The organism is Lysinibacillus phoenicis (assembly GCF_047238325.1).
GTDB classification, from domain to species: Bacteria; Bacillota; Bacilli; order Bacillales_A; family Planococcaceae; genus Lysinibacillus; species Lysinibacillus irui.
Genome location: NZ_JBDFMP010000002.1, coordinates 229,218 through 255,833 on the forward strand (window position 1 = coordinate 229,218; position 26,616 = coordinate 255,833).

Annotated in this window: 31 protein-coding genes; 22 read left to right on the top strand and 9 right to left on the bottom strand. The window is 37.2% G+C overall.

What is annotated here, in order from left to right:
• Nucleotides 1-61: 61 nt before the first annotated feature.
• Nucleotides 62-748 (bottom strand): cupin domain-containing protein, encoded by a 687-nt coding sequence (locus ABC382_RS02270; RefSeq protein ID WP_396631799.1) that lies wholly within the window; start codon nucleotides 746-748, stop codon nucleotides 62-64.
• A gap of 349 nt (nucleotides 749-1,097) precedes the next feature.
• On the opposite strand from ABC382_RS02270, the gene ABC382_RS02275 reads away from it, so the two are divergent.
• Complete coding sequence (locus ABC382_RS02275; RefSeq protein ID WP_312506473.1) at nucleotides 1,098-1,433, top strand: YolD-like family protein; 336 nt, start codon at nucleotides 1,098-1,100, stop codon at nucleotides 1,431-1,433.
• A 334-nt stretch (nucleotides 1,434-1,767) separates the two neighbouring features.
• Here ABC382_RS02275 and ABC382_RS02280 read toward each other — a convergent pair whose 3' ends face one another.
• On the bottom strand, nucleotides 1,768-2,244 hold the full coding sequence (locus tag ABC382_RS02280; protein ID WP_322610638.1) for a GNAT family N-acetyltransferase: 477 nt from the start codon (nucleotides 2,242-2,244) through the stop codon (nucleotides 1,768-1,770).
• 729 nt (nucleotides 2,245-2,973) lie between these two features.
• A complete protein-coding gene (locus tag ABC382_RS02285) occupies nucleotides 2,974-3,198 on the bottom strand; it encodes a hypothetical protein (RefSeq protein ID WP_312506471.1) in 225 nt (74 codons plus the stop codon).
• Nucleotides 3,199-3,468: 270 nt separating this feature from the next.
• On the opposite strand from ABC382_RS02285, the gene ABC382_RS02290 reads away from it, so the two are divergent.
• On the top strand, nucleotides 3,469-4,311 hold the full coding sequence (locus ABC382_RS02290; protein ID WP_322610639.1) for an MBL fold metallo-hydrolase: 843 nt from the start codon (nucleotides 3,469-3,471) through the stop codon (nucleotides 4,309-4,311).
• A 227-nt stretch (nucleotides 4,312-4,538) separates the two neighbouring features.
• Here ABC382_RS02290 and ABC382_RS02295 read toward each other — a convergent pair whose 3' ends face one another.
• Nucleotides 4,539-5,297 (bottom strand): SDR family NAD(P)-dependent oxidoreductase, encoded by a 759-nt coding sequence (locus ABC382_RS02295; RefSeq protein WP_274793387.1) that lies wholly within the window; start codon nucleotides 5,295-5,297, stop codon nucleotides 4,539-4,541.
• Between the two features lie 136 nt (nucleotides 5,298-5,433).
• Here ABC382_RS02295 and ABC382_RS02300 point away from each other — a divergent pair, with 136 nt between their 5' ends.
• Nucleotides 5,434-6,315: a LysR family transcriptional regulator gene (locus tag ABC382_RS02300; protein ID WP_322610640.1), complete on the top strand. Its 882-nt coding sequence runs from the start codon at nucleotides 5,434-5,436 to the stop codon at nucleotides 6,313-6,315.
• A 2-nt stretch (nucleotides 6,316-6,317) separates the two neighbouring features.
• Here ABC382_RS02300 and ABC382_RS02305 read toward each other — a convergent pair whose 3' ends face one another.
• On the bottom strand, nucleotides 6,318-7,259 hold the full coding sequence (locus tag ABC382_RS02305; RefSeq protein ID WP_407135934.1) for an SDR family oxidoreductase: 942 nt from the start codon (nucleotides 7,257-7,259) through the stop codon (nucleotides 6,318-6,320).
• Between the two features lie 148 nt (nucleotides 7,260-7,407).
• On the opposite strand from ABC382_RS02305, the gene ABC382_RS02310 reads away from it, so the two are divergent.
• From ABC382_RS02310 to ABC382_RS02320, 3 genes are all read left to right on the top strand, one after another.
• Nucleotides 7,408-7,569: a hypothetical protein gene (locus ABC382_RS02310; RefSeq protein WP_274793384.1), complete on the top strand. Its 162-nt coding sequence runs from the start codon at nucleotides 7,408-7,410 to the stop codon at nucleotides 7,567-7,569.
• A gap of 165 nt (nucleotides 7,570-7,734) precedes the next feature.
• Complete coding sequence (locus tag ABC382_RS02315) at nucleotides 7,735-8,337, top strand: CPBP family intramembrane glutamic endopeptidase (protein ID WP_322610642.1); 603 nt, start codon at nucleotides 7,735-7,737, stop codon at nucleotides 8,335-8,337.
• Nucleotides 8,338-8,916: 579 nt separating this feature from the next.
• Nucleotides 8,917-9,435: a GNAT family N-acetyltransferase gene (locus tag ABC382_RS02320; RefSeq protein WP_312506467.1), complete on the top strand. Its 519-nt coding sequence runs from the start codon at nucleotides 8,917-8,919 to the stop codon at nucleotides 9,433-9,435.
• Between the two features lie 118 nt (nucleotides 9,436-9,553).
• Here the strand turns inward: ABC382_RS02320 and ABC382_RS02325 are convergent, their stop codons facing one another.
• The gene (locus ABC382_RS02325; RefSeq protein ID WP_322610643.1) at nucleotides 9,554-10,063 is read right to left on the bottom strand and encodes a hypothetical protein; all 510 of its coding nucleotides are present in this window, start codon (nucleotides 10,061-10,063) and stop codon (nucleotides 9,554-9,556) included.
• A gap of 420 nt (nucleotides 10,064-10,483) precedes the next feature.
• On the opposite strand from ABC382_RS02325, the gene ABC382_RS02330 reads away from it, so the two are divergent.
• The 8 genes from ABC382_RS02330 to ABC382_RS02365 all read left to right on the top strand — a co-directional run bounded on the left by ABC382_RS02330 (nucleotide 10,484) and on the right by ABC382_RS02365 (nucleotide 17,444).
• On the top strand, nucleotides 10,484-11,032 hold the full coding sequence (locus tag ABC382_RS02330) for a hypothetical protein (RefSeq protein ID WP_274793380.1): 549 nt from the start codon (nucleotides 10,484-10,486) through the stop codon (nucleotides 11,030-11,032).
• Nucleotides 11,033-11,292: 260 nt separating this feature from the next.
• The gene (locus tag ABC382_RS02335; RefSeq protein WP_322606587.1) at nucleotides 11,293-12,354 is read left to right on the top strand and encodes a suppressor of fused domain protein; all 1,062 of its coding nucleotides are present in this window, start codon (nucleotides 11,293-11,295) and stop codon (nucleotides 12,352-12,354) included.
• A 67-nt stretch (nucleotides 12,355-12,421) separates the two neighbouring features.
• Complete coding sequence (locus tag ABC382_RS02340; protein WP_412926545.1) at nucleotides 12,422-14,077, top strand: DUF6138 family protein; 1,656 nt, start codon at nucleotides 12,422-12,424, stop codon at nucleotides 14,075-14,077.
• 18 nt (nucleotides 14,078-14,095) lie between these two features.
• Complete coding sequence (locus ABC382_RS02345; protein ID WP_412926546.1) at nucleotides 14,096-14,794, top strand: DUF4274 domain-containing protein; 699 nt, start codon at nucleotides 14,096-14,098, stop codon at nucleotides 14,792-14,794.
• Nucleotides 14,795-14,814: 20 nt separating this feature from the next.
• On the top strand, nucleotides 14,815-15,615 hold the full coding sequence (locus tag ABC382_RS02350; protein WP_412926547.1) for a hypothetical protein: 801 nt from the start codon (nucleotides 14,815-14,817) through the stop codon (nucleotides 15,613-15,615).
• Between the two features lie 17 nt (nucleotides 15,616-15,632).
• Nucleotides 15,633-16,460, top strand: coding sequence for a metallophosphoesterase (locus ABC382_RS02355; RefSeq protein WP_322610646.1), 828 nt, complete (start codon nucleotides 15,633-15,635; stop codon nucleotides 16,458-16,460).
• A gap of 28 nt (nucleotides 16,461-16,488) precedes the next feature.
• Complete coding sequence (locus ABC382_RS02360; RefSeq protein ID WP_322610647.1) at nucleotides 16,489-16,971, top strand: DUF4259 domain-containing protein; 483 nt, start codon at nucleotides 16,489-16,491, stop codon at nucleotides 16,969-16,971.
• Nucleotides 16,962-17,444: a hypothetical protein gene (locus ABC382_RS02365; RefSeq protein WP_412926548.1), complete on the top strand. Its 483-nt coding sequence runs from the start codon at nucleotides 16,962-16,964 to the stop codon at nucleotides 17,442-17,444. Before ABC382_RS02360 ends, ABC382_RS02365 begins: the two co-directional genes overlap by 10 nt.
• A 45-nt stretch (nucleotides 17,445-17,489) precedes the next feature.
• Here the strand turns inward: ABC382_RS02365 and ABC382_RS02370 are convergent, their stop codons facing one another.
• Together ABC382_RS02370 and ABC382_RS02375 are read right to left on the bottom strand one after the other, a co-directional pair.
• On the bottom strand, nucleotides 17,490-18,524 hold the full coding sequence (locus tag ABC382_RS02370) for a YdcF family protein (RefSeq protein WP_312506458.1): 1,035 nt from the start codon (nucleotides 18,522-18,524) through the stop codon (nucleotides 17,490-17,492).
• A 112-nt stretch (nucleotides 18,525-18,636) separates the two neighbouring features.
• Complete coding sequence (locus ABC382_RS02375; protein WP_412926549.1) at nucleotides 18,637-19,809, bottom strand: immunity 26/phosphotriesterase HocA family protein; 1,173 nt, start codon at nucleotides 19,807-19,809, stop codon at nucleotides 18,637-18,639.
• A 183-nt stretch (nucleotides 19,810-19,992) separates the two neighbouring features.
• Here ABC382_RS02375 and ABC382_RS02380 point away from each other — a divergent pair, with 183 nt between their 5' ends.
• From ABC382_RS02380 to ABC382_RS02395, 4 genes are all read left to right on the top strand, one after another.
• Complete coding sequence (locus ABC382_RS02380; protein WP_322606580.1) at nucleotides 19,993-20,424, top strand: GNAT family N-acetyltransferase; 432 nt, start codon at nucleotides 19,993-19,995, stop codon at nucleotides 20,422-20,424.
• Between the two features lie 13 nt (nucleotides 20,425-20,437).
• Nucleotides 20,438-20,926 (top strand): nucleoside 2-deoxyribosyltransferase, encoded by a 489-nt coding sequence (locus tag ABC382_RS02385; RefSeq protein WP_274793370.1) that lies wholly within the window; start codon nucleotides 20,438-20,440, stop codon nucleotides 20,924-20,926.
• A gap of 2 nt (nucleotides 20,927-20,928) precedes the next feature.
• A complete protein-coding gene (locus tag ABC382_RS02390) occupies nucleotides 20,929-21,243 on the top strand; it encodes a YbjQ family protein (protein WP_312506455.1) in 315 nt (104 codons plus the stop codon).
• A gap of 200 nt (nucleotides 21,244-21,443) precedes the next feature.
• Nucleotides 21,444-22,412 (top strand): helix-turn-helix transcriptional regulator, encoded by a 969-nt coding sequence (locus tag ABC382_RS02395; RefSeq protein ID WP_274797340.1) that lies wholly within the window; start codon nucleotides 21,444-21,446, stop codon nucleotides 22,410-22,412.
• 28 nt (nucleotides 22,413-22,440) lie between these two features.
• Here ABC382_RS02395 and ABC382_RS02400 read toward each other — a convergent pair whose 3' ends face one another.
• Nucleotides 22,441-22,875: a hypothetical protein gene (locus tag ABC382_RS02400; RefSeq protein WP_274793368.1), complete on the bottom strand. Its 435-nt coding sequence runs from the start codon at nucleotides 22,873-22,875 to the stop codon at nucleotides 22,441-22,443.
• 93 nt (nucleotides 22,876-22,968) lie between these two features.
• On the opposite strand from ABC382_RS02400, the gene ABC382_RS02405 reads away from it, so the two are divergent.
• The 4 genes from ABC382_RS02405 to ABC382_RS02420 all read left to right on the top strand — a co-directional run bounded on the left by ABC382_RS02405 (nucleotide 22,969) and on the right by ABC382_RS02420 (nucleotide 26,544).
• Nucleotides 22,969-24,657 carry an AAA family ATPase gene (locus tag ABC382_RS02405; protein ID WP_407134925.1) on the top strand — a complete coding sequence of 563 codons (1,689 nt, stop codon included), beginning with the start codon at nucleotides 22,969-22,971 and terminating at the stop codon, nucleotides 24,655-24,657.
• Between the two features lie 195 nt (nucleotides 24,658-24,852).
• Nucleotides 24,853-25,362, top strand: a complete 510-nt coding sequence (locus ABC382_RS02410; RefSeq protein ID WP_312506453.1) for a TetR/AcrR family transcriptional regulator — start codon at nucleotides 24,853-24,855, stop codon at nucleotides 25,360-25,362.
• Between the two features lie 99 nt (nucleotides 25,363-25,461).
• A complete protein-coding gene (locus ABC382_RS02415; protein WP_412926550.1) occupies nucleotides 25,462-25,881 on the top strand; it encodes a DUF3995 domain-containing protein in 420 nt (139 codons plus the stop codon).
• Nucleotides 25,882-25,926: 45 nt separating this feature from the next.
• Nucleotides 25,927-26,544: a histidine phosphatase family protein gene (locus ABC382_RS02420; RefSeq protein WP_412926551.1), complete on the top strand. Its 618-nt coding sequence runs from the start codon at nucleotides 25,927-25,929 to the stop codon at nucleotides 26,542-26,544.
• Nucleotides 26,545-26,616 lie beyond the last annotated feature (72 nt).

Genomic DNA, 26,616 nt, shown 5'->3' on the forward strand with positions numbered 1-26,616 from the left:
GGATGGACAAGAAATGACATTCTATTCATCTTTTACAATAAAAGTTTACTAAGAGAACGTACTAATAATATGTGCCATAGGGATACGGATGTGGATAAGGGTAACGATATGGATACGGATAAGGACATGGTTTCATATAGTGCTTTGGCTTCGTTTGTTTATCGGTTGCTGATTTGACATGATTACAGCCTTTTGCTGGACCAATATAAGTTGTTGGAACAACCGGTGCAATGGTTTTCTTCCATTGTTCCTCATCTAAACAATACGTGTGAGCCATAATATTAGCTGGAGTAAATTTCAATATATCAGAGCCTAAAATGACTTCTGGTGTTGGCGCATCGAAAATAGCGAGTAAATGGGTGTCATCTTCTGTCGCTATTTCATAATGCCACCAGCCCTGTGGTACATTAGCGACTTGCCCAGGCTTGATCGGATAGTTTTGAATTTTCTTCGTAAAGGGATTCAATAGGGAAACTGTCGCCGCCCCAGTAATACAATAGACAAGCTCAGCTGCATTTTGATGGTAATGTGGCTCAACAACATTATCTTCACTTAAAAAAATATCGAGTAAAGATACATTTTCTAATGTATTTAATTGTTCCACGCCAAGCACATTAATATAATTTCGTGAATCCTTTTTAAAAAGCGTACTTTTGTTGACATCAAAAGTGAATTCCGCAGACGGGGAGGAATAATCAATATTTGTGTTTATAGTTACATCCTTTCTCACTTCAATTGTACTCTTCATTATCACCATAGAGTATGTTTCTATTATTGCTAGGCTTACACAAATGCCTAGCTCTCAGTGGGAACTCCTGCTTCATCTGCCTTTTTAAAGTTACCTAAAATTACCACTTCTATTTAAGAAAGTACATACGTATAATAAAAAACGAACATTTGTTCTTCTTCAGAGAGCTATGTTTACGAACTACAGTAAGTAAAGGAGCATTCAACATTATTATCATCAATGGTCATGTAATGGATACCTAGAAAATATGGAATGCTAGCTTTATTACGAGTTGCTTCCTATACAAAAGTGGGCACGGTGTTTCACGCAATGGCTTATATGGCGGACACTTGCTTAAGGAGTGGAGAAAATGATAAAAGATAGAGGAACAATGAAGTGGACAGCGATGATGTTACCAGAGCATTTAATGCTTTTGAAAGAATGGAAACAAGAGGTGTTTACAGAGCCACCTCGTGAACGCACTGAATGGGAGCTTGAAGAATTACAGCAAACGATCTCGCGAGCAATTGTTCAACATAACTATATTATGTTAACTATATGGGATCAGGCTCATTATGTTCAATGGGGAGGCTTCATTCAGGCGATGCATGAGGAGGAGTTATTACTAGAAACTATCACCACAACGAAGCATATTCCCTTAAAGTATATTTATGCTGCCCATATAGAAGATGATGGCCTTGAATAATAGAGAGCATCGACTATTAGACCTCAATGTTTACAGCTCGACTTTGCAGTGAAATTATTGCAGCATATCTAACAATGTCAGAGCATTTTAAGATGAAGCGTGTATTGTTCCCTTCCATTGTTAACGTTTTTATAGAAGGATTATGTTCACATTAAACGTCAGCTCGCCAAACAGCATATTCTTTATACTGGTATTTTATAGACCATTATTTTATCGATGCGCGGAATGTTGCGGTAGGAAATGATGAGGTGTTCGTTAAAAACCGAGTTGGAAGAGCTTGTTTTAAAACAATTTAACATCACTCATTTGAAAAAACAAATGAGTGACGGTTTCTTTAAAGTGGTAACTGCATAACAATTTGTTCACCAATAGGCCCCATTCTTCTTTCTCCGTTATCTACAAAGCCCACTTTGTGATAAAGATGCTGTGCGGCGATATTTTTGTGATTGACGACTAACACCACTTCATTACATTCATTAAAATGTTGCTTCACAAAGTCAGCAAGTGCAAACATTGCTTTTTTAGCATAGCCCTTACTTTGTTGTTGATGATCGATGGATAAGGCAGTTAACAACATAGCATTAGGGTTTGTAGAATATTCCTTTACCCTGTCAGTTGCATGAAGAACAAAAAAGCCAACTGGCACATGATCACTTAATATGACGATAGGATATTGTCCAACTGTCTCTATGGAAATTTCTTTTGGAAGCGCTGTAAATTGGTGTTGGTCTTCCGGTAGTTCAAAACTATGTAACTGCTCCACATAATCTTCTGAAAAATGTACTAATTCAATGTTCGCTGTTTTTTGCATAAAAAAGCCTCCTTTTTTATTATTCTAACTACAGAACAGGTGTTCGTCAAGGAGGCTTGTATAAAAATAATGTCAGCTAGGATAGTTTAACTTAAAAAATTACCAAAAAATAAAATGAAGGAGATACTGATTATTAGGATAAGTGTGATCAACATTGTTATGATCCCTCGTAGCAATGTTGCTAAATTTTTTACATCTTTCATTCCAACAAAGCTGAGGTAGAAACAGGCAATGGACAAGAGTAGAGTCAATGTCAATGGATGAAAATGAAGTTGTGTAACAAAAAAGTCTCTCATTGTGCCTGAAAGAAAAAATAGTAGGATGCAGCCTAAAGATAAAACAAATGACCAGAAATTTAAATTAATTCCCATTGTTTTCCTCCCTCCTATAGAACGAATTTGTCGTATGAATGTTCCAATGATACCGTTTGATAGGGTAAAGGATAAAACAGCGAAACGTGGAATGACAAAAAGAGGTCACTTGGACGAAAGTGACCCCAAATACCAATAAAAGGAGTGTACGTAAAGTTGAAAGAACTTTACACTACTATTATTATGATGAGCTAGCGTTTTAAGATAGTTATCTATCTTAAGCGCTAGCTTTTAATTTCAACTAAATACTTTAAGTATTGAAAAAACGCTGTGAGAAAAACTCCAATTAAAAAGGACAATAGATAACTTGTATGTCAACTAAGGAGTGCCAATAAAAAAACATCCTAGATGGATGTCTTTAGTATAATGGCTGCTGCATCTGACAAGGTGGAAAGCCATTTACATCTTGAATCATATGAAAATCGTATTGTTTTAAGGCAAATTGGCTTTGATACAAATATTCGAGGACAAGAAGCTTTCCACCTGAAACGCCGCAGAGGACACCAGAAGTACCCTGCCCATTTGTAAAAGAAACACCGACTGGCCGCCCGATTAAATAGGGGATCTCGTGTTGCCAAGGCACAATTACCACTCCTTTTATTGTAATATATGAAAGAAGTGGTAATAGGTGTGGAGGTCAAATACCTAAAAATGGGAGTCGTTTTGTCAGTAGCTTATAACGATTAAACAATATACTCTTCCAATTGTATTAACAGTCAATGGAAGACTTTTGGCACTTTAGTGTATTTGGTTTATGCAGTTTTTAATCACAATTTTTGCATGCATTAATTTTACTGAAGAAAGGAAAAATAGGTTTGTCTTGATAAAATATGAAGCGAAAGTAGGTTTGGAAATGGACAAGGATTTACATTACGGTGATGATTATAAATTTATACCGGCGACATCTGTAGGGAGCGGTATTGGCGTAGAAGTACGACCTGATTTATATCAATATACAATACAGATCGTCAATATTGTGCTGTACGGTCAAAATGCCAATGAATTTGTGTTAATAGATGCAGGTATGCCGAAAAGTGCGGAAGAAATCATTGCTGTAGCGGAAAATCGTTTTGGAGCCAATGCTCTTCCCAAGGCCATTATATTGACTCACGGTCATTTTGATCATGTGGGAGCCATTATTGAATTAATCAAACATTGGAATGTCCCTGTCTATGTGCATTCTTTGGAATTACCCTATGTAACGGGAGAACAAAATTATCCACAACCTGATTCTACAGTTAACGGTGGTTTGATTGCTAAAATGTCACCTATTTTTCCGCATGAATCAATTCAATTAGGGAGTAACGTGAGTGCTCTTCCTTCAGATGGTTCTGTCCCCCATATGCCAGGATTCCATTGGATTCATACGCCAGGGCATTCACCAGGACATATTTCTTTATTTAGAAGCGAAGATGGTGCATTAATTGTTGGAGATGCCTTTGTAACGGTGAAACAAGAATCTCTCTATAAAGTATTGACCCAGACAAAAGAAATTAGTGGTCCACCTAGATATTTGACAACGGATTGGCAAGCAGCTTATGAGTCAGTGAAAAAATTAAAGGAATTAAGACCTTCTGTTGCCATTACAGGACATGGTTTAGCAATGGAAGGAGAAGAATTGACAGAAAATCTTCAGAATCTTGTGGATGATTTTGACCAAATTGCTTTACCTAATCACGGTAAGTACCTCAATTAGCTGTAAAAAGGGCGGGATAGCACAGTACAAAAACATCTTGGGGGCGATGTTAAAGGTGCTATCCCGCCATTAATGTATGTTTGTATAGTAATGAACATAACCACTGTAAATAAATTGAAAAGCAATTGAAATATAGATTAAAAGCTAGAAGTAATAGATAGGAACAGGAAAAAACAGTGGGGTAAAAACTACCCACACTGTTTACTTATTAAAGTAGAGAATGGTACTTAGTGAGCAACTTGCCCGCCATCTACTCCGTATACATAACCGTTACAGAAGCTTGCAGCATCTGAAGAAAGGAAGACAACTACTTCAGCAATCTCTTCTGGTTTAGCAGAGCGACGCATTGGCACATTAGAAACAACCTCGTTCCATACTTCAGGACTATCTTTCCACATTTGTGTCATTGGTGTTTCTGTTAATCCCGGTGCTACAGCATTTACACGGATACCATCTTCTGCATGGTCAATAGCGGCCGCTTTCGTTAAGCCAGTAACTGCATGTTTGGCAGTAACGTATGGGGCCATATTTGGATCGGCAATTAAACCTGCTACAGATGCAGTGTTTACAATTGTACCACCACCATTTTTGATCATGTATTCAAGCTCATGTTTTACAGCAAAAAATACACCTTTAACATCCACTGCCATTACTTTATCAAAAGCCTCTTCTTCAATATCAACGAATTTGGCTGGCTTATTTAAAACACCTGCATTGTTGAAAGCGTGATGGAGTCCACCAAATTTTTCTACTGTTTGTTGTACTAATAATTTCAATTGATCAGCGTTTGTTACATCCGTTTTAAAAAATACAGCTTCTCCACCTTCTTGTTGGATTAGCTCAACCGTTTCTTGTGCACGATCATCGACATCTCCAATGGCTACTTTCGCACCTCGGCGAGCAAAAGCAAGTGCTGTAGCACGACCAATACCCGTAGCTGCTCCAGTTATTAAAACAACACGACCTTCGAAATCTTGTAAGTTCATATTTCCTGCCTCCTATTATTTAAAGAGCTTCTAGTTTACATGTGTAGTATAGCGTTCCTTAAAAATTGTATTCAATAATTTTGTAAGAATGAGCTTATTCCTTTATAGTAATAAGCATTAGAGGGAGGACAAAAAAATGCAACTAACACAAATAGAATATTTTTTAATGGTAGCCCGCCTAGAGCATATGTCCAAAGCAGCTTTGGAACTAGAAATTTCACAGTCTTCCTTAAGCAAAACGATTGCGCGTTTAGAAGAAAATATTGGCGTACCACTCTTTGATCGAAAAGGGAAATCGATTCGCTTAAATGAATATGGGCGAATGTTTTATGAGAAGGCGGAAAAAGCGCTAGATGATTTATATGAGGCAAAGACAGAGATTCAAGAGCTAGCTAATATTAGAGAAGATAGTGTCGCCATTAATGTCATGAATTCAAAACTATTACCCAAACTGTTTTTTAATTTTTATAAAAAGCGTCCGAACGTTAAAATCCGACAATATGTATTACCAGATAAATTAGCCCAACAAAAATTAATTTATGGTGAAATAGATTTAATGATTGTTATCAATCCGATTGCTGATCGAAGAATAGAATGGGTTCCACTATTTACAGAAGAGATTTTTTTAGTCGTTCCAAAAAATCATCCTCTTGCTGTAAAAGAAAGTGTTTCACTAATTGAAACCAAGGACGAGCTATTTATATTATCCGAAACAGAGCAAAATTTTCGAGCAACTGAAAACCAACTATTTGAAAAGGCAGGCTTTACTCCGCAAATTGCATTTGAAGGAGAAGATTTGTCAATCATTTTACAATTAGTGAATGAAGGGAAAGGCATCTCTTTTATTTTTAAAAATTCTTTTTTAGATCAGTATTTAGATAATGCCAAGATATTGAAAATCTCAGATCCTGAATGCTTTCAAACGGTAGGCATTGCTTGGAATAAAAACAGAAAGAGTTCATTTGTTGTCAATAGTTTTCGTGATTTTACGATCAACTTTTTAAGTGATAAGAAATAGAATTAAGATTGGGTCGATTCACCACCATCTACATGTAATACTTGCCCTGTAACATGTCTAGAATCATCCGATGCTAAATACACAAATGTAGGAGCCACCTCAAAAGGCTGTGCCATACGGTTAAATAAATTAGTTCCATGTAGGGCGTTTTCATCTGAAGAGAAGCTGGAAGGAATAAGTGGTGTCCAAATACGGCCTGGGGCTATCGCGTTTACGCGAATTTGCTTGTTCGCAACGCTTTTTGCCAAGGAGCGAGTCCAGCCAACAATAGCTGCTTTTGTAGCAGTGTAATCAATTAATAAAGGTTCACCTGCATAAGCCACAACGGAAGCAGTACCAATAATAGAGCTTCCTGCTTTTAAATAGGGAAGGGCTGCTCTTGTCGTATAGAAATGAGAATAAACGTTAAGCTTAAATGTTTCATCAAATTGTTCATCTGTGATGTCTGTAAGATCATTTTGTTGGAATTGAATACCGACATGGTTACATAAAATATCTAAACGGCCAAAAGTGTTAATCGTTTCTAAAACAATGTCAACACATTGTTTTTTATGACGTAGATCCCCAGGAAGTAACAAACACTTTTTGCCTAGCTCCTCAATTCTTTTTTTCGTTCTATTAGCATCCTCATGCTCATCTAAATAGGCAATGGCGACATCGGCCTCTTCCTTTGCAAAGGCAATGGCAGCGGCAGCGCCCATCCCACTATCACCCCCAGTGATAAGAGCAACTTTCCCCTTTAACTTGCCACTCCCTTTATAATGAGGGTTTTCAATGATAGGCTTTGGTACCATTAAGCTTTCTAGACCAGGCTGGCGTAATTGTCTTTGTTCGGGTTGTGTTAGAGGCACCTCTTTGTATTGTGTGATTTTACCATAAATAGGATAGTGTGGGTACGGATCGTCTTTTTTATTGTCCTCAAACCATTGTTGATAAAATTGAATTTGTTGTACTAATTCCTCGTAGTCTTTTGAATTCCAGTCATTTGGATTGTTGATAACCAATCCCTCCTTTTCATCATATACTATGAATGCTTACCTTTTTATGTTAAAGCATAGAAAATAGCTATGAATGCAACAGGGGGAGTGTCAAATGGAAATTGAATTTTTTCCAGAGGTTATGCGGTTATTAGAAAACGAAGCATACTCATTAAACATTCATTATTTGAATTATACTTGGCTCACACCGACCATTGGTGTTAGACCACCTTATTATAGTCAACCCATTTACGAGCCGTATTATCCAATAGTATAGTATGATGCAACTGTAGATTGAGTTCGGTGTTATGCCGAACTCTTTTTAAAGTAGGCTTTTTTTCCTTTTCTTATTAGAAAAAATAGTTGAAATAAGGAGATCCTGAGATTAAATTTCATGGATTTTGCTAGGATAGCAATAGAAAAAAAGAAGAGAAGGTTTTATATGGAAAATAAAAAAATCATAAAAAAGGAAGCTAACCCGAAAGATGCTATTGTAGTGTTTACCTCCTTTTCATTCATTTGTTTAGCTATTATGTTTATGTTAATCGTGTATGAGGTAGTTAACATTGAGCAATACTTAACATTTAATCATCCTGCTCAATTATTTATGTATGTCATCATTGCTTCCTTTGCTTTAGTCTTATATGGCGTGATTTTAACGTATGTTGTACCCTCGAATGATATTGATGATACAAATAAGAGTTATCAAATGTATTCATTACACGAGATTTTCGCCTTTATGTTGTTAGGTGCTGTGTTTGAAGAGCTTCTGTTCAGAGGAATTATCCAAAATGTTCTTTACATTTGGCTAGATCATCAGTGGATGGCCATACTCATCACTACATGCTTGTTTTTAGCCATTCATGTTCAATACTTTAAAAAGCCAATCATGCTCCTGAATATTAGTATTCCAAGTCTGACGTTTAGCTGGCTTTATTTTAATACATACAATATTTTGGTCCCCATTATCGTCCATTTTCTGATGAACTTAGGGATAACACTTTTATTTAAATATAATGTTTTACGTGTTAAAAAATCCAACTGACAACTAACCCCATTCTCAAATGAGAACGGGGTTATGTTTGTTGAGCTTTTAAAATGAACTAACCTTTTTCTGCTTCACCTTTTTTACTTCTAAGTAGTAACGTCATGAATAAAAAAGTTGCTACCCAAAAAGAAAAGAAAAAATTTTCAAGTAAGGCCCAATCCCCATGAGTGAGATGATCATAAATCGTTGTAAATAAAAACAGTGTTACAAAGAACACGATATATAAACATTTTCCGAATGTAGTCAATGCAAGCACCTCTATTTGTAATGTATGTTAAATTGTCGATTCACTAGTAAAAGACCTATTGGAAGGCATTATTTTGATTGTCGTGGAAGAAGTAGAAGCCAAAAATTTAAAAATAGGCAAACAGAAGTATAGTTATTGTTAGCTATTGTGGGTTTTTTTATACGAGATAATGAGAGATTGAAAAAAATTATTAACGGTAAAAAATGTGAAACTTCTAGGGGAAGAGATCTTATATGTAAAAAGGAAGGATATTAATAAAAAGGAGTCGTATTAAACAGTTATATTCATTTTTGCGGTTATCAAAATATTGAAAGATAGGGGAATAGAACATGTCAAATAACGTAGGTTCTTTATTGGCGGATTGTGAAGTGACCTTTGCAACGAGTAAAGAAGCAGACCAAATAGTTCATCTTTTAAAGGATGTAGCAAAATGGCTAAAGGAACAAGAAATCGATCAATGGGGATTTTTAGCTGCTGGAGGAGAAGATGATGAAATAAGGCAGGCGATCAGTAATAAGGACACTTTTATTGTTAAACGACATGAAGAGATTGTAGCGACATTTACGCTGTATGACACACCAAGCTCTTGGGACAAACATACTTGGGGACATGTAAATGATGAAGCCGTCTATCTTCATCGATTAGCTGTATCTCGTTCTAATATGGGCTCTGGTTTAGGAAAAGAATTATTACAATGGCTTGAACAGTATCTTAAAAAGGAAGGAAAAAATACGTTACGATTGGATTGCGTAGAGAAAAATAATAAATTAAATGATTTTTATCGTAGCAATGGTTTTGAACAAGTCGGCATTGGAGATGGGCATACTTTATTTCAAAAGAACTTATAGGCGAGGAATAAAAATTGTGAGACTAACAAGGTACCATTTCATAACAAAAAGGAATCGATATTAAACTTGTCGATTCCTTTTGGCGATAGTCTGAGCTGAAACCTGCTTGTATATTGTGTTATTGAATATCCTTTAAAGCATTGAAAAATTCATTAGCACCTTTTAGAATCTTGTATTCATAAAGAAATTTATTTTCTGTTTTAGTTGAATCGTTATCTAAATCTAGAAATGCAATTTGTTTTTTCTTTTCGGATACGTGCAATCCATAGCCTTTATTTGATTCGATGTTAATAGAATAATCCATATCTTCATAAGGAGTTGCACCGAGTGTTTTTTGTACTTGCAAGTTGTTTATCGCATCCATAATTTGTTTTTGTTGTTTTTCGTTTGTGACATTTACTCTTTCAGGATTTAGCGGTTCTGATTCAATTATAAGGATGTTTAAAGAAGTTGGTTTTTCATTTAAATTGGCATCTTCAAAAATATCTGCTACTGTATAAATTTTTTCAAATTCAGCTTTAGCAATGGCTTCATGTTTTTTTAACTCTTTATTTTCGTACACATCCCATACCATTAAGCCAATTACGACGGCAAGAACACTAATTGTTATGAAGAGTCGTTTCCTCATATTTTCCCCCTTTCTGGCCTTCGGTAAAATTATATCAAAAATGTTTAATTTTGTTAGTGTGGATTGGCATAAATAATCACTCATATAAACTAATAAGTAGTTATCTATTAGCCGTTTTTTGCACCACAAGTACCCCAGAAAAAAAGTATCTGCACCCAAATGTACCCCACATAAGAATACAAATACATACATATAAATAAAGGTGATAGAAAAATAAGAATCGTAGAAACGTTGAGTTTAAGGGATCTGTTACATTGTAAATACACCCTCATAAAGTGAAATCTTAAGGAAATCTTCAGGTTCTACTAAGGAAAAATTTAAGATTAGCTGTGTATACTTATAAAAAAAGGAAATTCACGAAACCATTTGAAGATTTAAAACGTATTGGTAGTAGGAGAGAACATTGGAGTAGGTGAAGATATGGCACATACGATTTACATAGTATTAACCAAAACAGGCACATTATTATCGAAAGCAATTGGCATGTATACAGGCAAAGAGATGAATCATGCATCCATAGCCTTTGATGAGGGGCTATTTGAAATGTATAGCTTTGGTCGAAGACAATTAAATAATCCATTAAGTGGAGGCTTTTTACGAGAGGATGCGGAAAGAGGACTATTTGAATCCGCTGATTGTGTTATTTATCGTTGTCGGATATCTCATTATCAATATTTAGAGATGATGAAAATTGTTCGATATATGTATTGGAATCGAGATCGCTATAAATATAATTTTATCGGTCTTTTTGGGGTAGTGATGCAAAAGGAAGTGAGACGTGAGCGTGCTTATTTTTGTTCCCAATTTGTAGCGACGCTATTAAAAGTGGGCGGTTTAAAGATAGTCCAAAATCCAGCATTAATGACGCCTCATTGCCTAGCACAATTACCGTATTTAGAAAAAGTATACGCAGGGAAACTAGCAGACTATTTACATGCTGTACGTGAGCCTGCCATGATGTATGGCTAAGTCATCCGGTTTCTTTTCACCATGTTATTCAATACGTTGAAAATTGCATAATACTCAGGCTATCTTTTTGTTTAGTACGAAAAGATAGCCTGTTTATTGTCATTAGTCATATTTACCTTGTTCCGAATGAAAATAAACCTAGGTACTGAAAAACAGAAAATGAGTCCTATTCCTGTTAAAAGAGCTACCATAAAATTGGTATTATAACTATTAGGTATGTATGTGCAACGATTGAATGATCACCTAAGGAGGACTTAGAAATGAGCGAAGAAGTAACAGCAGTTGGATGGGATGCAATTGATCAGTCCTTAGCAAAAGTATATGGCGACCAGGAGCCTATGCATTATGGAACGATGATCCCTTATTCACTAGGCGGACAAGACCCTTTAGATGGGATAAGTGCCTATAAAAGTGAATCACCCATTCCACATTGGCATTTTGTTACATATGGATTCTCGGAATTGTATGAAAAGGAATTGGAAAATAAGGAATACAGTGGGTATGGATTTGAATTGACATTTCGATTAGTGCGTCACGAGGACGAGGAGGAGCCACCTGCTTGGGCCTTAAACTTACTTCAAAATATGGGCAGATATGTTTTTAATAGTGGCAATGTTTTTAGAAAAGGCGATTATTTGGATGCCAATGGTCCTATTTGTCTTGATTCTGATACGCAATTAACCGCACTGGCCTTTACACATGACCCAGAGCTTGCAGAAATGGATACACCTAATGGCAAGATGGAGTTTATTCAAATGGTTGGTATTTCAGAGGATGAGCTTGAAGCGATGCAGACATGGAATACATTAGGGGTGTTAGAGGCGGGGATTGAGCAAATACCAAGCTATATTACTGATTTAACACGACCTTCTCTACTACAAAATCCCAAAGTACAAGAGGCAGTTGAGCGAGGAATAGAGGAAGAGGGGTCCAATACAGGCTTTCTTTTTGTCGATCAACTCGCTTGGGAAGAGGGGAAGAAGGGTTGGTTTCATAAACAATCCAATATTATGCAACTAGGAGCCAAGCAAGCGGAGGTTATAAGTAAATTATTACGAGGACGTCTATTAAAAAATAAGAATCTTAGCTTAGTTGGTCAACAGACTACAATCCTATTTAAAGCGGATGATCAGGTGGGCTATCATGAGACTGAACAGGAAATTACCATAACATTAAACAAGGACGCGGTGGAGGAACTAAGTCAAAATCTTGTGCCGCAAGAAGGCCAATTTACTATATCTACGTTAGCAGGAGTGAGCTTTCAAATTTTGAAAACGCATATTAAAAATCAAGAAGGAGCGGTTGTGAAAACAATCGGATAAGGTGGATCTCTCGCTAGGCTTTTTAGCGGGAGATTTTTCGCTAAGCATGGAAAAGGAGGTTGTATGTTTGGAGCAATGTGTAGAACATTTTCTAGCAGATGTATGGGAGCAGCTTACGTCCATTTATCAACAAGAAAGTAAGCGAATACGTTCATTGAAAGGTCAAAGTCGACTACAAGCAGGCATTTTTAATTATTTAAAAGTTACTTGGAAAAAAGGAAAAACGCATAACGGTACTATTTTTATTGATGTCTATGAGCCCTTTAGTTGGAGTGATAGTGCCTATAAGGTGGAGGCGGGTCCATACATACAAGAGTTTACAGAAAAAAGCTATATAGTAGAACTTTTTACAGCATTATCTACAAAAGTGGAAACGATTTTTCTATCAGAACAATACGGCACTCGATTTTTTGATTACCACTTTCAAATCGTGCTTGAATTCGAACAGGATAATACGGTGTTCCATTATCAAGAGAAGCTGTGGAATAATCGCAAACTAGAGTTGACAAAAGAAGCGCTGACAACATTTATTGAAACAAAAGTGATGGCTGAGCTACCTGTGCGTCCAAGTGATAATGATGAATTTTTCTTCGCACAATATTTGGTCAATCCGCATTTTTTTCATCCAGTAGCTGATGAAATCGAACCACTAATTCGTCGACTACAAGAGAAGCATCTTGCCAACAAAGAACGTTTAGATAAATGGATTTATTATTATACGTCAGCATTTAAGCAGTGGGCAGAGGAGCATTTTTTAACGCACTATTTTGAACAAACAGGAGAGTATATTAAAGAGTGGGTGCTTAAAACTACTGATCTCCCTCCACAACTTGAGCAGGAACATATAGATTTTTTCCTGTATGTGGCGTTAAAAATAGGTCAGAAAGAGCCTGCTACTTGCCTAAAATACCTTGAGCTTGCCAAGCAGCTCGGCTCTCAGCAGGCAGTTGATTATTTGCAAACAGGGAGCGGTCGTTTTGAAAGCACGCGAAAGCGCGATGTTTTTCAAGGACAAGCGAATGATATATTGCAAACAATTGATATACGAATCATAGCAGAAGAGGAAGCGGCTTATCGAGAAGCACTTCATTATATCATTGGTCTTCTAAAGGAAGGCTTTCCTAAAGGCTACAAGTTGTCATTGAAGTCTAAAGTAAAAAATTATCTTCCTATAAAAAAATTGGCTAAATCAAAGCTTCATCAGTTTTTTGCCAATTGCCTAGCATATCCTTCCCTTTTCCCTTTAATAGCGGACTATGCACAAGTAGCTATGGAAGAATTTACTTGGTATCAGGATGTGGAGCCAAGTGAAAAATCAGCTATGCCGGGCACCTATGCAGTATTTGGATTAGGCCTTTCTAGTGATGCCTATTTCTCGCTTATCCAAACCTACATGGCGCTTGTTGATATAGAGCATCAGTCTGTGCAAGATGGTTATGCAGAGGCGTTTATAGAAGCTCATGGCCTATCAGTAGAGCTAATGCCTGTTTTGGTAGCCATATTAATGGGTTCGAATGAATCGGCTAAGCCACTAAAAGGCATTGATATGTGGCAGCCAAACTTACTTGGGGCTCTTGTGCAAGAGTTAGAAAATAAGAAGGACTACGAGCGAGAAGTTGTGTTATACCGACTATTTGGTAATCCAAAGAAGCTAGCCCAGCGTAGGAAGCAAGAAGAAACATCGAGTAAGGAGCTAGATAAAATATTACAATGGATGAATTAAATAATGGAGGTAATCGAAATGGATTGGCTAGAGGTTAGTAAATCTAAAGACCTTGTGAGGGTACGAGAAGCTGTGACCAAGCTTGATGTAAATGAACGCGATGAGCGGGGAAGAACACCGTTAATGCTGTTTATTACCCATCGTATGCCACTTGAAGGTATTAAGCTTCTACTAACAGAAAACATAGACTTAGAAGCTCAAGATAAGCTAGGAGATAGTGCGCTGAAAAAAGCGGTGAAGTTTAAGCAAAAAGATGTTATTTCCTACCTACTTACTAGGGGTGTAGCGTTAAACGCTTCAGAAGGGATTAGGGCAACGGCTTGGTATGCGGCAAGAGAGCATAAAGGGATAGCAGATTTATTACTGGATACTCCTGGCGCAATTAGACTGACTTTGAGCGAAGAAGAACAGCAACAGGTGAACGCTATTTTATATGAGGAATCTATTGAAATGATGTGCAGCCGCATTAGTAAGATATCGTCGGCTATCATTTTACACGCCATTGTTATTAGCTATAACTGGGATGATGGACCAGAGCCTATGCTCGCGGCAATGACCAATCCAATTTGTGCTCCTATTACATTAATGGAGATGTTTGAGCTAATGGAAGGTGATTATTGGCTAGAACAAACAGAGGAAGAAATTGCGGATTCACAGTGGAAACGTCCATGGAAAGAGATGGCCGAAAAATTAGCAGCACAAATAGATTATTCATGACAGAGATAAGGGGATTTATAATGGATCAAAAAGCCAAGAAAATTTTAATGCAAACCTATTGGCAATCGGGTAGATGGAGAGCTGAAGGGGCTACCTATACAGTTGAAGACTTTCAGTATGCGAAAGATAAAGGGTTGATGTTTGATCGCTTAACGATATCCCATGATGAATGTATTGAAAGGCTCAGACAACTCCATGATGAAGTCTTAACAAAAGAACTGGTGATCCAAGCATTTTTGCATAGTTTGTCAACTCGCAAAGTTCATTTGCGCAGTGCCCTATCTAGCTGGGCCCTTACCTATGATCTACCGAATCATGCCTATCACGAGCGACCTGTAGCTTTGGTATCCTATAGTGCATGTGGCTACTGTAATGAACAAAAAATAATGCCAAAAGAATTGTATGTAAATGAAGACTTAAATGTGCTGAATTTTGAACGAATCAAGTGGGGAGGTATTCGTCTAAATTGGCTATTGTATTGTTTGCTGGATTTAGAATGCTTAGTGAAAGAACAACAGGCATTTACTGTTTGCGAGGAAGATGTAGCCATTTTGAAAAAGATGGTAGAGGCAATTGGATCCTGTCAAGACACGGATGCAGCTAGACAGCTTGAGAAACGGTGGAAAGATGTTTTTAAGTCCAATCAATATGAACGAGATGTTGTCATGGAAATATGGGGCTATGCAGGAATACTTGTATCAAAGAATGACTTTCGGAAGGAGCGAGGACGAGGGACAGATTTCATGTCAATGGCTACTTGGAGGGGGCAAGACGGCTATTCACAAGAAAAGTTGAAGTTCTACTTTGGCTCCTATCTGTAAGAAAGGAGCGTTCACGGATGAAGAAACCAGTCCATCGTTCAATTAAAATTGTCGATATTGCAAAGGAACCATTAAAGAGACTACCATACCAAACAGCCGCCCCTAATGGAAAAGGCATAGCCTATAAAGTGCTTCCTATTTATTGGGGAGAGATGGTGGGCCTACCTAAGGAGCTAGATGCGTTGGTCGTTACCTCTGATTTACAGGGAGTTATTGACCACGAGCAAAAATTGCTGGGAGAAGGGCTTGCTGATACATTAGCACAATTGTTTGAAACGCACTTTTCTGATTTGAATCCATCCAAAGTGGTGGTTTGCTTATGTGGAGATTTGTATGTAGATCCGTTAAAGAGGGGGTCCAGTGGCAATCCATTGTCGGTATGGCAAGCTTTCCATAGTAAATTTGGTGTTGTGGCGGGTATTGCGGGGAATCATGATGTTTTCTCATGTGAGGCAAGAGCTATATTGGACGCTACAGCAGGTATTCATTTTTTCCCTAAGGCTGGCAAGCTGCACTGCGGTGAAATGACGATTGCAGCATTAGGGGGAGTTATTGGTAGGGCTGATAAATCGAATCGTATGAGCGAAGCTGATTATTTAACCCATTTACGTCAGTTATTAAGGCAAAACCCTGCAATTTTATTGCTACATGAAAGTCCTGAAGTGAGGCTACATAGGCAACCTGGAAACGCAAGTATTTGGAATGAGCTACAGCAAGCTTCTAATTTAATTGTTTGCTGTGGACACGTTCATTGGGATACGGAGATGGTAGAGTGTGATAATGGGTTGCAAATTTTAAATACAGATGGCCGAGCTTTTATTTTTACGAAAGCTTCATTAGATTAAAGGAAGTTAAGAAAGGGAGGAGCATGAAATGGGGACTTGGGGTTATAAAGCGTTGGAAAGTGATGAAGGATTAGATGTTGTGGGCTTTTTACAGGATTTTATCAACCAACACAATGAATCAAAACAGTTACTATTAAGGAATAGTATCCAGGCAATGAAAAATCAAGGCTTTTTCGGGGAGACCTTTGAAGATATCGATTTTTTCTATGATATGAGTGCAATGGCACTAGCGGAATTCTACATCCACTATCTCAATACTGGTCAATTTTACGGTAAAGACAGCAATGATCCAAACATACACATGACGGCAGATAAAAGCTCTTTGACATTTATTTTAAGATATTTAAAAGATATTAAAGACGATGTTCGTGACCAACATGGGAGTAGAGAGCTTGTTGAATTATGGTCTGAATCCCAAAGTTGGCCTGAATGGCAAGCCAACCTTGCCAATCTTATTGAGAGAATGGAACAAGAAATTAGCCATTTAGCAGCAATGGAAAAATGGAAGTGAATGAAATGACCTATGATTTTTGGATAATGGCTTCCATTTTGGAATTAGTTGAATATCCAGATGAAACAAATGATGACTATATCCCTCACCCAACTTTTCAGGAAATTATGGATGTGCTGGATATCCAAGTGCCTATAAAAGAGATTTACGAACGTTTTTTTGATCAATCCATCCATACAGGGGATGTTTTAGTATTTACCAATAAGCATCTGCCACATGCCTGTATTGTGCTTGATACGTATCGTGATCCACTTGATCAACAGGATCTAATTCAGTTCGGCTGGAGGGTGACTGCAAAAGATGTTCGTATAATCAAACAGTTGTCACGAGAACTATATGATCATTGCGATTTTTCCATTCGTTACGAGGAAGGGCAATCCATCCTTTATGAGGTACTCCAAAAGGAGTGCTATCCTCGCAAATATTACTATGAGACGGTCTATGAGCAACAAATAAAACAGTACTTGGTGTAAAAAAAGATCCGTGACACCTTAAAAAGTGCACGAATCAGTACTATGTTATAGGATGAAATAACTAACAACAGATAAAATGATGGCAATACCGAGAATAGGTGCAATTAATTTCATATGACGCTTTCGCTCCATAACTACAATTGCAACATATTCACGAATCATAGCGTTTGGCCAGTAATAAAAGGCCGTCTTTGAGCCAATGCCTTGACTGTTTAAGCCAGCAAGTCTTGCATAAATACCCGCACGAAATAGGTGAAAATTATTTGTTGTAAAAATGCTATTGTAAGCTTTACCTTGTGTTATTTCATCCATGAGTTGCTTCGAAAACAGCATATTTTGATAAGTATTAACAGAGCGATTTTCTTGTAATGTATGCTCGATAGGTATTCCCTTTTCAATGGCATAACGTTGCATCGCCTCAGCCTCTGGAAGATTTTCATCAGGCCCTTGTCCACCAGATAAAATGATGGTCGGTGGTGTGGAAACAGCTGCCTGCTTATGATAAAAATCGATCGCTTTTTGAATTCTACTTGCTAACAGCGGTGGTACTTTATCATTGATTAGCCCACTACCTAACACGATGATAAAATCCTGATTTAATCGTGGTCGATTGAATTGATAGAGAAAATAGGCTGATAAAAAATTGGATAGGTGGATAAAGAAATAAAACGTAATCAGTGAGATCGCTCCAAATATCGGTTGAAGATGACTTGAAAACAAGCTAGCAGGACTAATAATCGGTAATAGCATAAAAAGTAAAATGCCTATAGCTACAAGCAAAGTTAAAGAATTAGCTAAACGCCTGCCCTCTCGCTGCATTAATACTCTTGCATTTAAAAATAAACCAAACATTAAAGCAACAATGCCAAAAGGAATTAAGATGAATAAGGCAATTAATGGAATAATGACAATGAGCCTTATAAAGTAATGGTCAGATGCTAAAGATAGAATGACGCAGAATAATAGAAATGAGCAGACAAATACATTAAATAATAGTCCGTTGATCATTTTTCTCGGGTCTTTTAAATATGATATAAGAAAAATGATGAAAAAAATAAGTGGTATAATGCCAAAATACATAAAAAAAGCACCTCTAGTGATGGAGTGGGTTAATGATATCTTTATATTATAAGTAATTATTGGATGAAATCAACCATCAATAAAAAATAGAGAGAGCATGAGCATACTCCCTCTATTTTTTGTGAGAGCGACTGCGACTATACGTTTTATTGACATAATGAATATATTTCTCGCGCGTCAATCCACCAGTTTGGCGATTAAAATCATCATAAGTGATGTCTTTCGGCAAGCCGAATTCAGCTAACGCCTGTTGTCGTTCCTCGCGATAGTCAAGGTGATCTAGTGACTCCTCTACAATTCCTTCTTCTGGCTTCAACCAATCACTTGCTACGCCTGCATAGACGCCATGATTGGTAAAACGACTAGCTGTTTGAAATGAGGTTAAAGGTGCAGGTTTGCTAATTGTTCCTGAGCCCCAGAAAAGACGATATCGAGGCTCTTTACCATAGTCTAGTGTCACGCCATATCCCATTGGGAAGACAATATCTGATTCTGTTAGCATTTTGTGACCCACCTTTTCATAGCACCCACGCATAAAATGATCGTCCATAACAATATAGGTTTGGGCGGCCAATGGAGCGGATTGGATTTCCTCAAGAGAAGGCGAGCGCTCTGTCGTTGTCAACAAGTAGGGACGGACAAATAAAGGCATCGTCATAACATTATGCCAAATACTATCCTCTGCAAATAAATGATCTTTCTGCATTTGACGTAAATCACCGATTACAAGCACATAGCCATCTTCAAATAAATCAATTTCTACACGAAAAATATCGCCTGGCACAGTCTTATAGCGTAAACTTTTCATCTTTGTTAGCTTAGCTAGCTTGTCAGGGTAATCTACAGGAAGTAGGGATGGAAATTGCTGTAGCCAATTCAAGAGAGCTGATTTAGTCGTTAAATGCTCAAAGCCTGTTAGTGGTAACTGATAATATGTTTTGGTATTACGAGCCGTAATATAGCTAGATGGATGATTTTGATTGCCTAAACCAGCCGAAAAAACAACGCCTGTAGCTTTCACTGCAGAAATATTTGTGTAATTCAATTTCTTTTCTTTTCCACGTGCGGTTTGAGGGACAATGACTTCACGATTACGTGTTGAAATGTCGACATCTGCTTCTTGGTAGCTATGCTCATTAACGAAAATTCTTTTTTTAATGACATCTCCTTCGAGGCAAATAAAATAATCCTCTCTAATTTGAAATATGTCCCAGTGTTCTTCTAGGGTGTCAAGGCCGAAATAAGGGCGCAATGAATTGGTTAACCAACTAGTAAATGGTGTCAACTAAACTTCCTCCTACCTATCGTTTCCTATTTTCGTCAAGTATACTGAATTAGATAGGTGTCGAAAATAGCTCAAGCCGAAAATAGTTACTTTTGTGCAATGATCATGATTGCTTTTGGATTAGATGATCACCTTTTTCTTCGGGCTATAGAACTGCTATAATGATAGACAGAGGTGATGAACATGCATATTGTGATGACGGAAGGCATACCCTATGCTTGGTTGGAGCAACTACAGGAAGTCCATGCGCATGTCTTTGACGGCGATTATTTGCCACTCGAAAAGCTAGAAAAGAAAGAAGGTCTTCTTTGTCTATTAGCAGTTGAAAATGACACTTTAATTGGCTTTAAACTAGGCTATCCACATCCAGATGATGTATTTTATAGTTGGTTGGGTGGCGTTCATGAAACGAAACGAGGGCTGGGGATTGCAAGTGAATTAATGAAACAACAGCACGCACATATCAAAACATTAGGCTTTCAGAAAGTTCGTACATATGGCAGAAATGCATTCAAAGCAATGCTTATCGCCAATCTCAAACATGGGTTTGATATCGTGTCCACATTTGTTGACGAGAAAGACAGACATAAAATTATATTAGAAAAACCACTTTAAGGAGTTCAAAAACATGAAAGCATATTTAGCAAATGGATTATTTTCGTTAGGAGATCGTTTAGTCAACGAGCAGCTAGCTGCAGCTATTCGTGAGGCAGTGCCAGGCATCGCTTTATACGTACCACAGGAGAACGATGCCATTAATGATAAGTCTGCCTATGCAGATAGTTTGGCAATCGCGCAAGCTGATTTAGAGATGTTAGAAAAGAGTGATGTATTAATCGCTGTATTAGATGGGGTTGAAATTGACTCAGGGGTAGCTGCTGAAATTGGTGCGTTTGCTATGCTCAATCGTCCTATTGTTGGTGTACTGACAGATGTTCGTCAGCAAGGGCGAGATAATATGAAAAAAATCGAGGCACTTGTCCGAGATGGACTAGAAAATCAGTTTGTTTACCGTAATTTATTTGTTATTGGTTTAATTAAACGTAATGGAATCATTACATCTTCCATTCAAGAGACGGTGGAAGCAGTACAAAAATTGTCAAACAAGGAGGCATAATCATGTTATTAGCTACATCAGATATTGTCGCAGGCAAAGACATTATCGAAACATTAGGCTTAGTGAAAGGAAATTCTGTTCAATCCCGAAACATTGGTCGTGACATGATAGCTGGACTTCGTAATATTGTGGGTGGCGAGATGAAAGAATATGCTGAAATGCTCGTTCGTTCTCGTGAAATCGCCACACAAGCCATGGAGGAGGAAGCACGACAATTGGGCGCAGATGCAATAGTTGGGGTTCGTTATGCAACTTCATCTGTCATGGATGGTACATCAGAAGTGTTAGTGTACGGAACAGCTGTAAAATTAAGATAATGGGTGTGAGGACTTTAATGCATTTTATTAAAGTCCTTTTTTATAGCTATTATTAGCTAATTAATTGTAAAATTTTAGTTAATTATGTCAAGAATAACGTTTATTTCGTTCTTTGAATGGTGTTTTATTGTAGGAGGCGTATAGTACCAATAAGATATAGAAATATCTAGAATTGATAGAAGGAAGAAAGAGTGGGATATATGGTGGATTCACAGCAAAGCAAAGGCTATCGGGTTCTGTCGATGTTTAATCGACTAATGGATGGCCATGGGATCAACAAGAAGCAGGAAGCATTAACACATCAGGTTGGTGAAAAAACCATACAACGAGACATCGATCAAATACGAGCATATATTGCCAAGGCGAAGCTCGATTGCCATTTGCAATATGCGCGTTCAGAAAAGGTGTACAAGCTAATCCATACAAATAACAACCGTTTATCGAAAGAGCAAGTATTGACGATTATTAAAATTTTGATAGCATCTAAGGCGCTTGTAAAATCAGAGTTGAGTACTATTATTGAAAAGCTTGCTTCCAATGTGCAAGCAAATAAACGGGAACAAATGGTTTTAAATGAAAATCATTTTGATGTAGATACATATCGTAAACAATCTCTCATTCCACTAATTTGGCGTATTTCAGAAGCCATATCCAAAAAAATAATCATTCAAATCGATTACCTTCATGAGGATGACATAACCCCAACGGAAATAATGTTACAGCCTCTTACTATTATCTTTTCAGAGTATGACTTTTACTTAATTGCTTATGACTATCATTCCAAAAAGGATGTACCCATTGCCTATCGAATGGATCACATTCAAGATAGTCGTGAACTAACGAATAAATTTTACAAGCCATTTACTGACCATTTTCAAGTGGAAGAACTTCACAAGCGCAAGCCGTTTATGGATGCGGGTGAACTTTTACCTATTCGATTTCTCTACAAAGGAAAATCACCTAAGACCATCTTCAATCGATTACCCTCAGCTAAATTACTTTCACAAAACGATAGCGAATACTTTTTCGAGGCAGAGGTATTTGGAATAGGCATCAAAATGTGGCTGCTGAGTCAAGGCGCGACTATCGAGGTATTAGAGCCAATTGAGCTAAGAGAAGAGATTATTGCAACAATCCAAGCTATACAGCAAAATTATCGTTGTATTTGAAAACCCGTGCTTAAGTGCACGGGTTTTTCTATTTCTGAAAATGCTGCTCAATGAATGTCATATCAAAATCCTGGGTAAGTTTGTAATCTTTCATGTAGTTTTCTTCATATAAATAAACAAATAAATGCTTGTCATCATCTAAACGTAAGCCAATTTCTCTGTCATTATTAGTTGATAAAGTTATCCAATAAGCTTCCTTGAAATCGGATTTAGCAAACCATATTTTTTTTAACGGCAGGTCTTTAAATGGCTCCATCATCTGATTGATTTTGGCTGTATCTGTCAAAGTGATTGTTTTTTCATCTGAAGAACGAATAATTTCAATTTCATGAATTTCCTCTAGATCGAGACGCTCTGTTACCTCTGTTGTAAAATCTGTGTCCCTTGTTAACAGCATTGTCGAGATATACAGAATAAGTAGTGGGAGTAAAATGCCTAGTAGTAGTTTGTATCGTTTTTTCATGCTCGTCTCCTTAAATTCTAAAAATTCACACATATGTATTCTTTTCCACGCTATAATTGAGCATATACTGAAATGATAAAGGAAGGCAATCAAATGACACATAATTATGAAGAAAAAGAATTATTTTATCCAGATGGTACAATCATGTATCGAGGTGGCGTCAAAAAAAACGATTTTGGTCACGATATTTATGATGGCAAAGGCACACTATTTGATCAAGAAGGCCAACCATTATACGAGGGTGAATTCGTCAATCATATGAAGCAAGGCAATGGCATCATGTATTTAAAAGGACAACTCATTTATCAAGGTGAATTTATTCAAAATAAAAAACAAGGTAATGGTATTTTGTATAAAGATGGTCAAATTCATTATGAAGGCCATTTTCGTAATGATTTAATGGATGGCTATGGCATTTTATATTATGAAGAAGATGTAATTGCACCGTATCAAGAACTACGATTAATGTATCCACATTTAAATCAACCACAATATGAGGGTGATTTTGTCCATGGTATGAAAAAAGGAAAAGGCAAGCAATATTATCCGACCGGATTTTTACAGTACGAGGGTGATTTTATTTGGCATCATATGCAGGGAGCTGGGAAATTATATTATCCTGCAGAGTCTCCAACAGGAGAGGAGCTTGACCGTGGAGTGACTACACTCTATTATGAAGGTTATTTCTTTGAGGATCTAAAGCATGGCAAAGGAAAGGTCTATTCTAGAGAAGGTGTACTGGAAGCGGAAGGACATTTTAAAGAGGATGCAATGACGGGTCATGGAACGCTTTATTATGATAATGGACAGGCTTCTTATATTGGAGATCTTGTGCAGGGGAAAAAACATGGACGAGGCGATTATTATAATGAAGAGGGCAAAATTATTTATAGCGGAGAATTTATAAATGACGAACGATTACGTATTACGCCCGAAATTGAACAGGAAATTAACAAACTTCAAAAGCAATTGGATGGTCTTGTAGGTCTTCCAAATGCAAAGAAAGAATTACATAATTTAATTAACTTTATTAAAATTCAAAGCTTACGTGTAGACCATGGTTTAACAAGCTTTCCTATTACCTACCACCTTGTTTTCACAGGTAATCCAGGCACAGGCAAAACAACAGTGGCACGTATTATTGGGCAAATTTATAAGCATTTAGGCGTATTATCGAGTGGACATTTTGTTGAAACAGACCGTGCAGGGTTAGTTGCAGGATATGTTGGTCAGACAGCCCTAAAGGTTCAGGAGGTCGTCAATAAAGCAAAGGGGGGTGTCTTGTTTATTGATGAGGCTTATTCATTGATTAATGATAAACAGGATGCATTTGGTAAGGAAGCAATTGATAGTTTATTAAAAGCTATGGAGGATTTACGAGATGACTTAGTCATTATTGTTGCTGGCTACACAGAGCTTATGGAGGAATTTTTACAATCAAATCCAGGCTTTAAATCACGCTTTAATCATTTTGTGCAGTTTGATAATTTTAGTACGGATGAGCTCTATGATATTTTTGCTATGCTTTGTCAAACAAATGATTACCAATTTGGGGCAGCATTTGCCCAGCGTATGAAAGCTCAACTCCACCAAATACCTATTGAAACGATTCCTAATTTTTCTAATGGACGTTATATCCGAAACTTGTTTGAAAAACTAGTAACAATCCAATCCAATCGATTGATACAGCAAGCAATGATTACAAAGGAAGAACTGATGACCTTTGAGGAGCAAGATATTATACAAGGTATTTCAGAAAATTTATTTGATAATACTTTTTAAAGCAAGGAGTAGAAGAATGAAAAAGCTAATTGCAATTATTTTAGTGTGTGCATGTATTTTACCGCGTGTCATGACGATTAATTTTACAATCAATAATAATATTAATGTCCGTCATAAGAAAGAGAGTTGATAGTCAATGAATAAAATGGTAATATAATACAAAACATACGCTAACGTATTTTTTCGGGGGTTCATATGCAAGTAACAAAAGATGACTGGATTAAGGCGGGCCTACAACAATTAGCAGAAGACGGCATCCATAAGGTACGCATCGAGGCATTAGCTCGGTCGTTAAAAATTAGCAAAGGTAGCTTTTATCATTATTTCCGTGATCATCAGCAGCTATTAGATGCCATGCTTGACTATTGGGAAACACATGCAACAAATGCCATCATTCAAAGTATGGAGCAGGAGGATGCAACTTTAGAACAGCTGTTACGCATAAGCTTTCATAAAGATAAAAAGATAGAAATCGGCATATATGCTTGGGCTAAATATGATGCCCATGTCGCAACACGTATTGTTCAAATTGAGGAACAACGCATTGCCTGTGTAGCAAAGCTCTATCAAAAAAAGGGGATGACGAAAGAGGTCTCCAAAGATCGTGCGAGATTAGCTTATTTAACCTATATAGGCTGGATGACACGATTTGAAGCTAATCCTCATTTTGATTTAGAAAAAATGATTAAACTACTATTACAGTAGAACTGATGTCCCTTGAAAGCAGCAGTATGCTTCTTGGGACTCTATTTACCGCTAAAACATACGATATCGTATGTTTTGAGTGCGAGGGAGGAACCTATTATGTATAGTTTATCAATTATGGCGATTGTCCTTTTATGGATGATTAGTATCATTCATATTTATTGGGCTTTTGGAGGACGATGGGGAATTGGTGCAGTGATTCCAGTCAAAGGAGGGGGACAACAAGCAGTTTTCGTGCCAAGAAAATGGGGAACGCTCTGTGTTGCTACCCTTATACTACTGGCAAGCCTAATTATCCTCATTCAGCAAGGATTTGTGGCGTATTTTCAACCCTCTAGTTTTTCTAAAGTAGGAAGTTCAGTTTGTGCATATGTATTTATTGCAAGGGCTATTGGTGATTTTAAATATGTTGGGTTTTTTAAAAGCATCAAACATTCACAATTTGCCAAAAACGATACGAGATTTTATAGTCCGTTATGTTTGTTTTTAGGCTTCATTTATCTCGAGCTATTGTTTTAACAGCAATCATCCTCTAACATGAAAGCAAGGGATAGGGGGAAAAATATGCAGCAAAAGATTTATTTACTTCGTCATGGTGAGACGAACTATAATAGAGAAGGAAGATATCAGGGACAGCTCGATTCACCATTAACCGAACTTGGTCGAGAACAGGTTCAACAACATGCACGCATGCTAAGAACGCTAATTGGTGATGCAACCGATTGGAAAATCGTTACAAGTCCACTGGGGAGAGCTATGCAAAGCACTGCCCTGCTTTGTGAAACAATCGGTTATGATGTGAATGATGTGGAACAGGATCATCGCTTGAGAGAAGTTGCTGTAGGGCAATGGGCTGGCTTAACCATGGCAGAAATACAGCACACCTGGCCAGACTTGTTAGCCGACACGGATGTTTTTAATTGGTATTTCCGTGCGCCAGGTGGGGAAAGCTACGAAGCTGTAGTAAGCAGGTTAACCTCATGGCTGGAAGATATACAACAATACTCAAAGCTAATTGTTGTCTCACATGGGCTAACTAGTCGGATCTTACGAGGAATTTACGCGGGTCTTCAGAAGGAGGATGCTCTCAAATTAGAAGTTTCTCAAGATATCTTTTTTAAATTAGCTAATAAAAAAATAACAAGAATTTGTTCTAATTTTGAAGATGACTATTATCTATAAAACGTTTTTAATTGCTTTTATTTAGGAAGGAATATTCAGAAATGCCTCTTATTATATTGTGTAGGAGGCGTT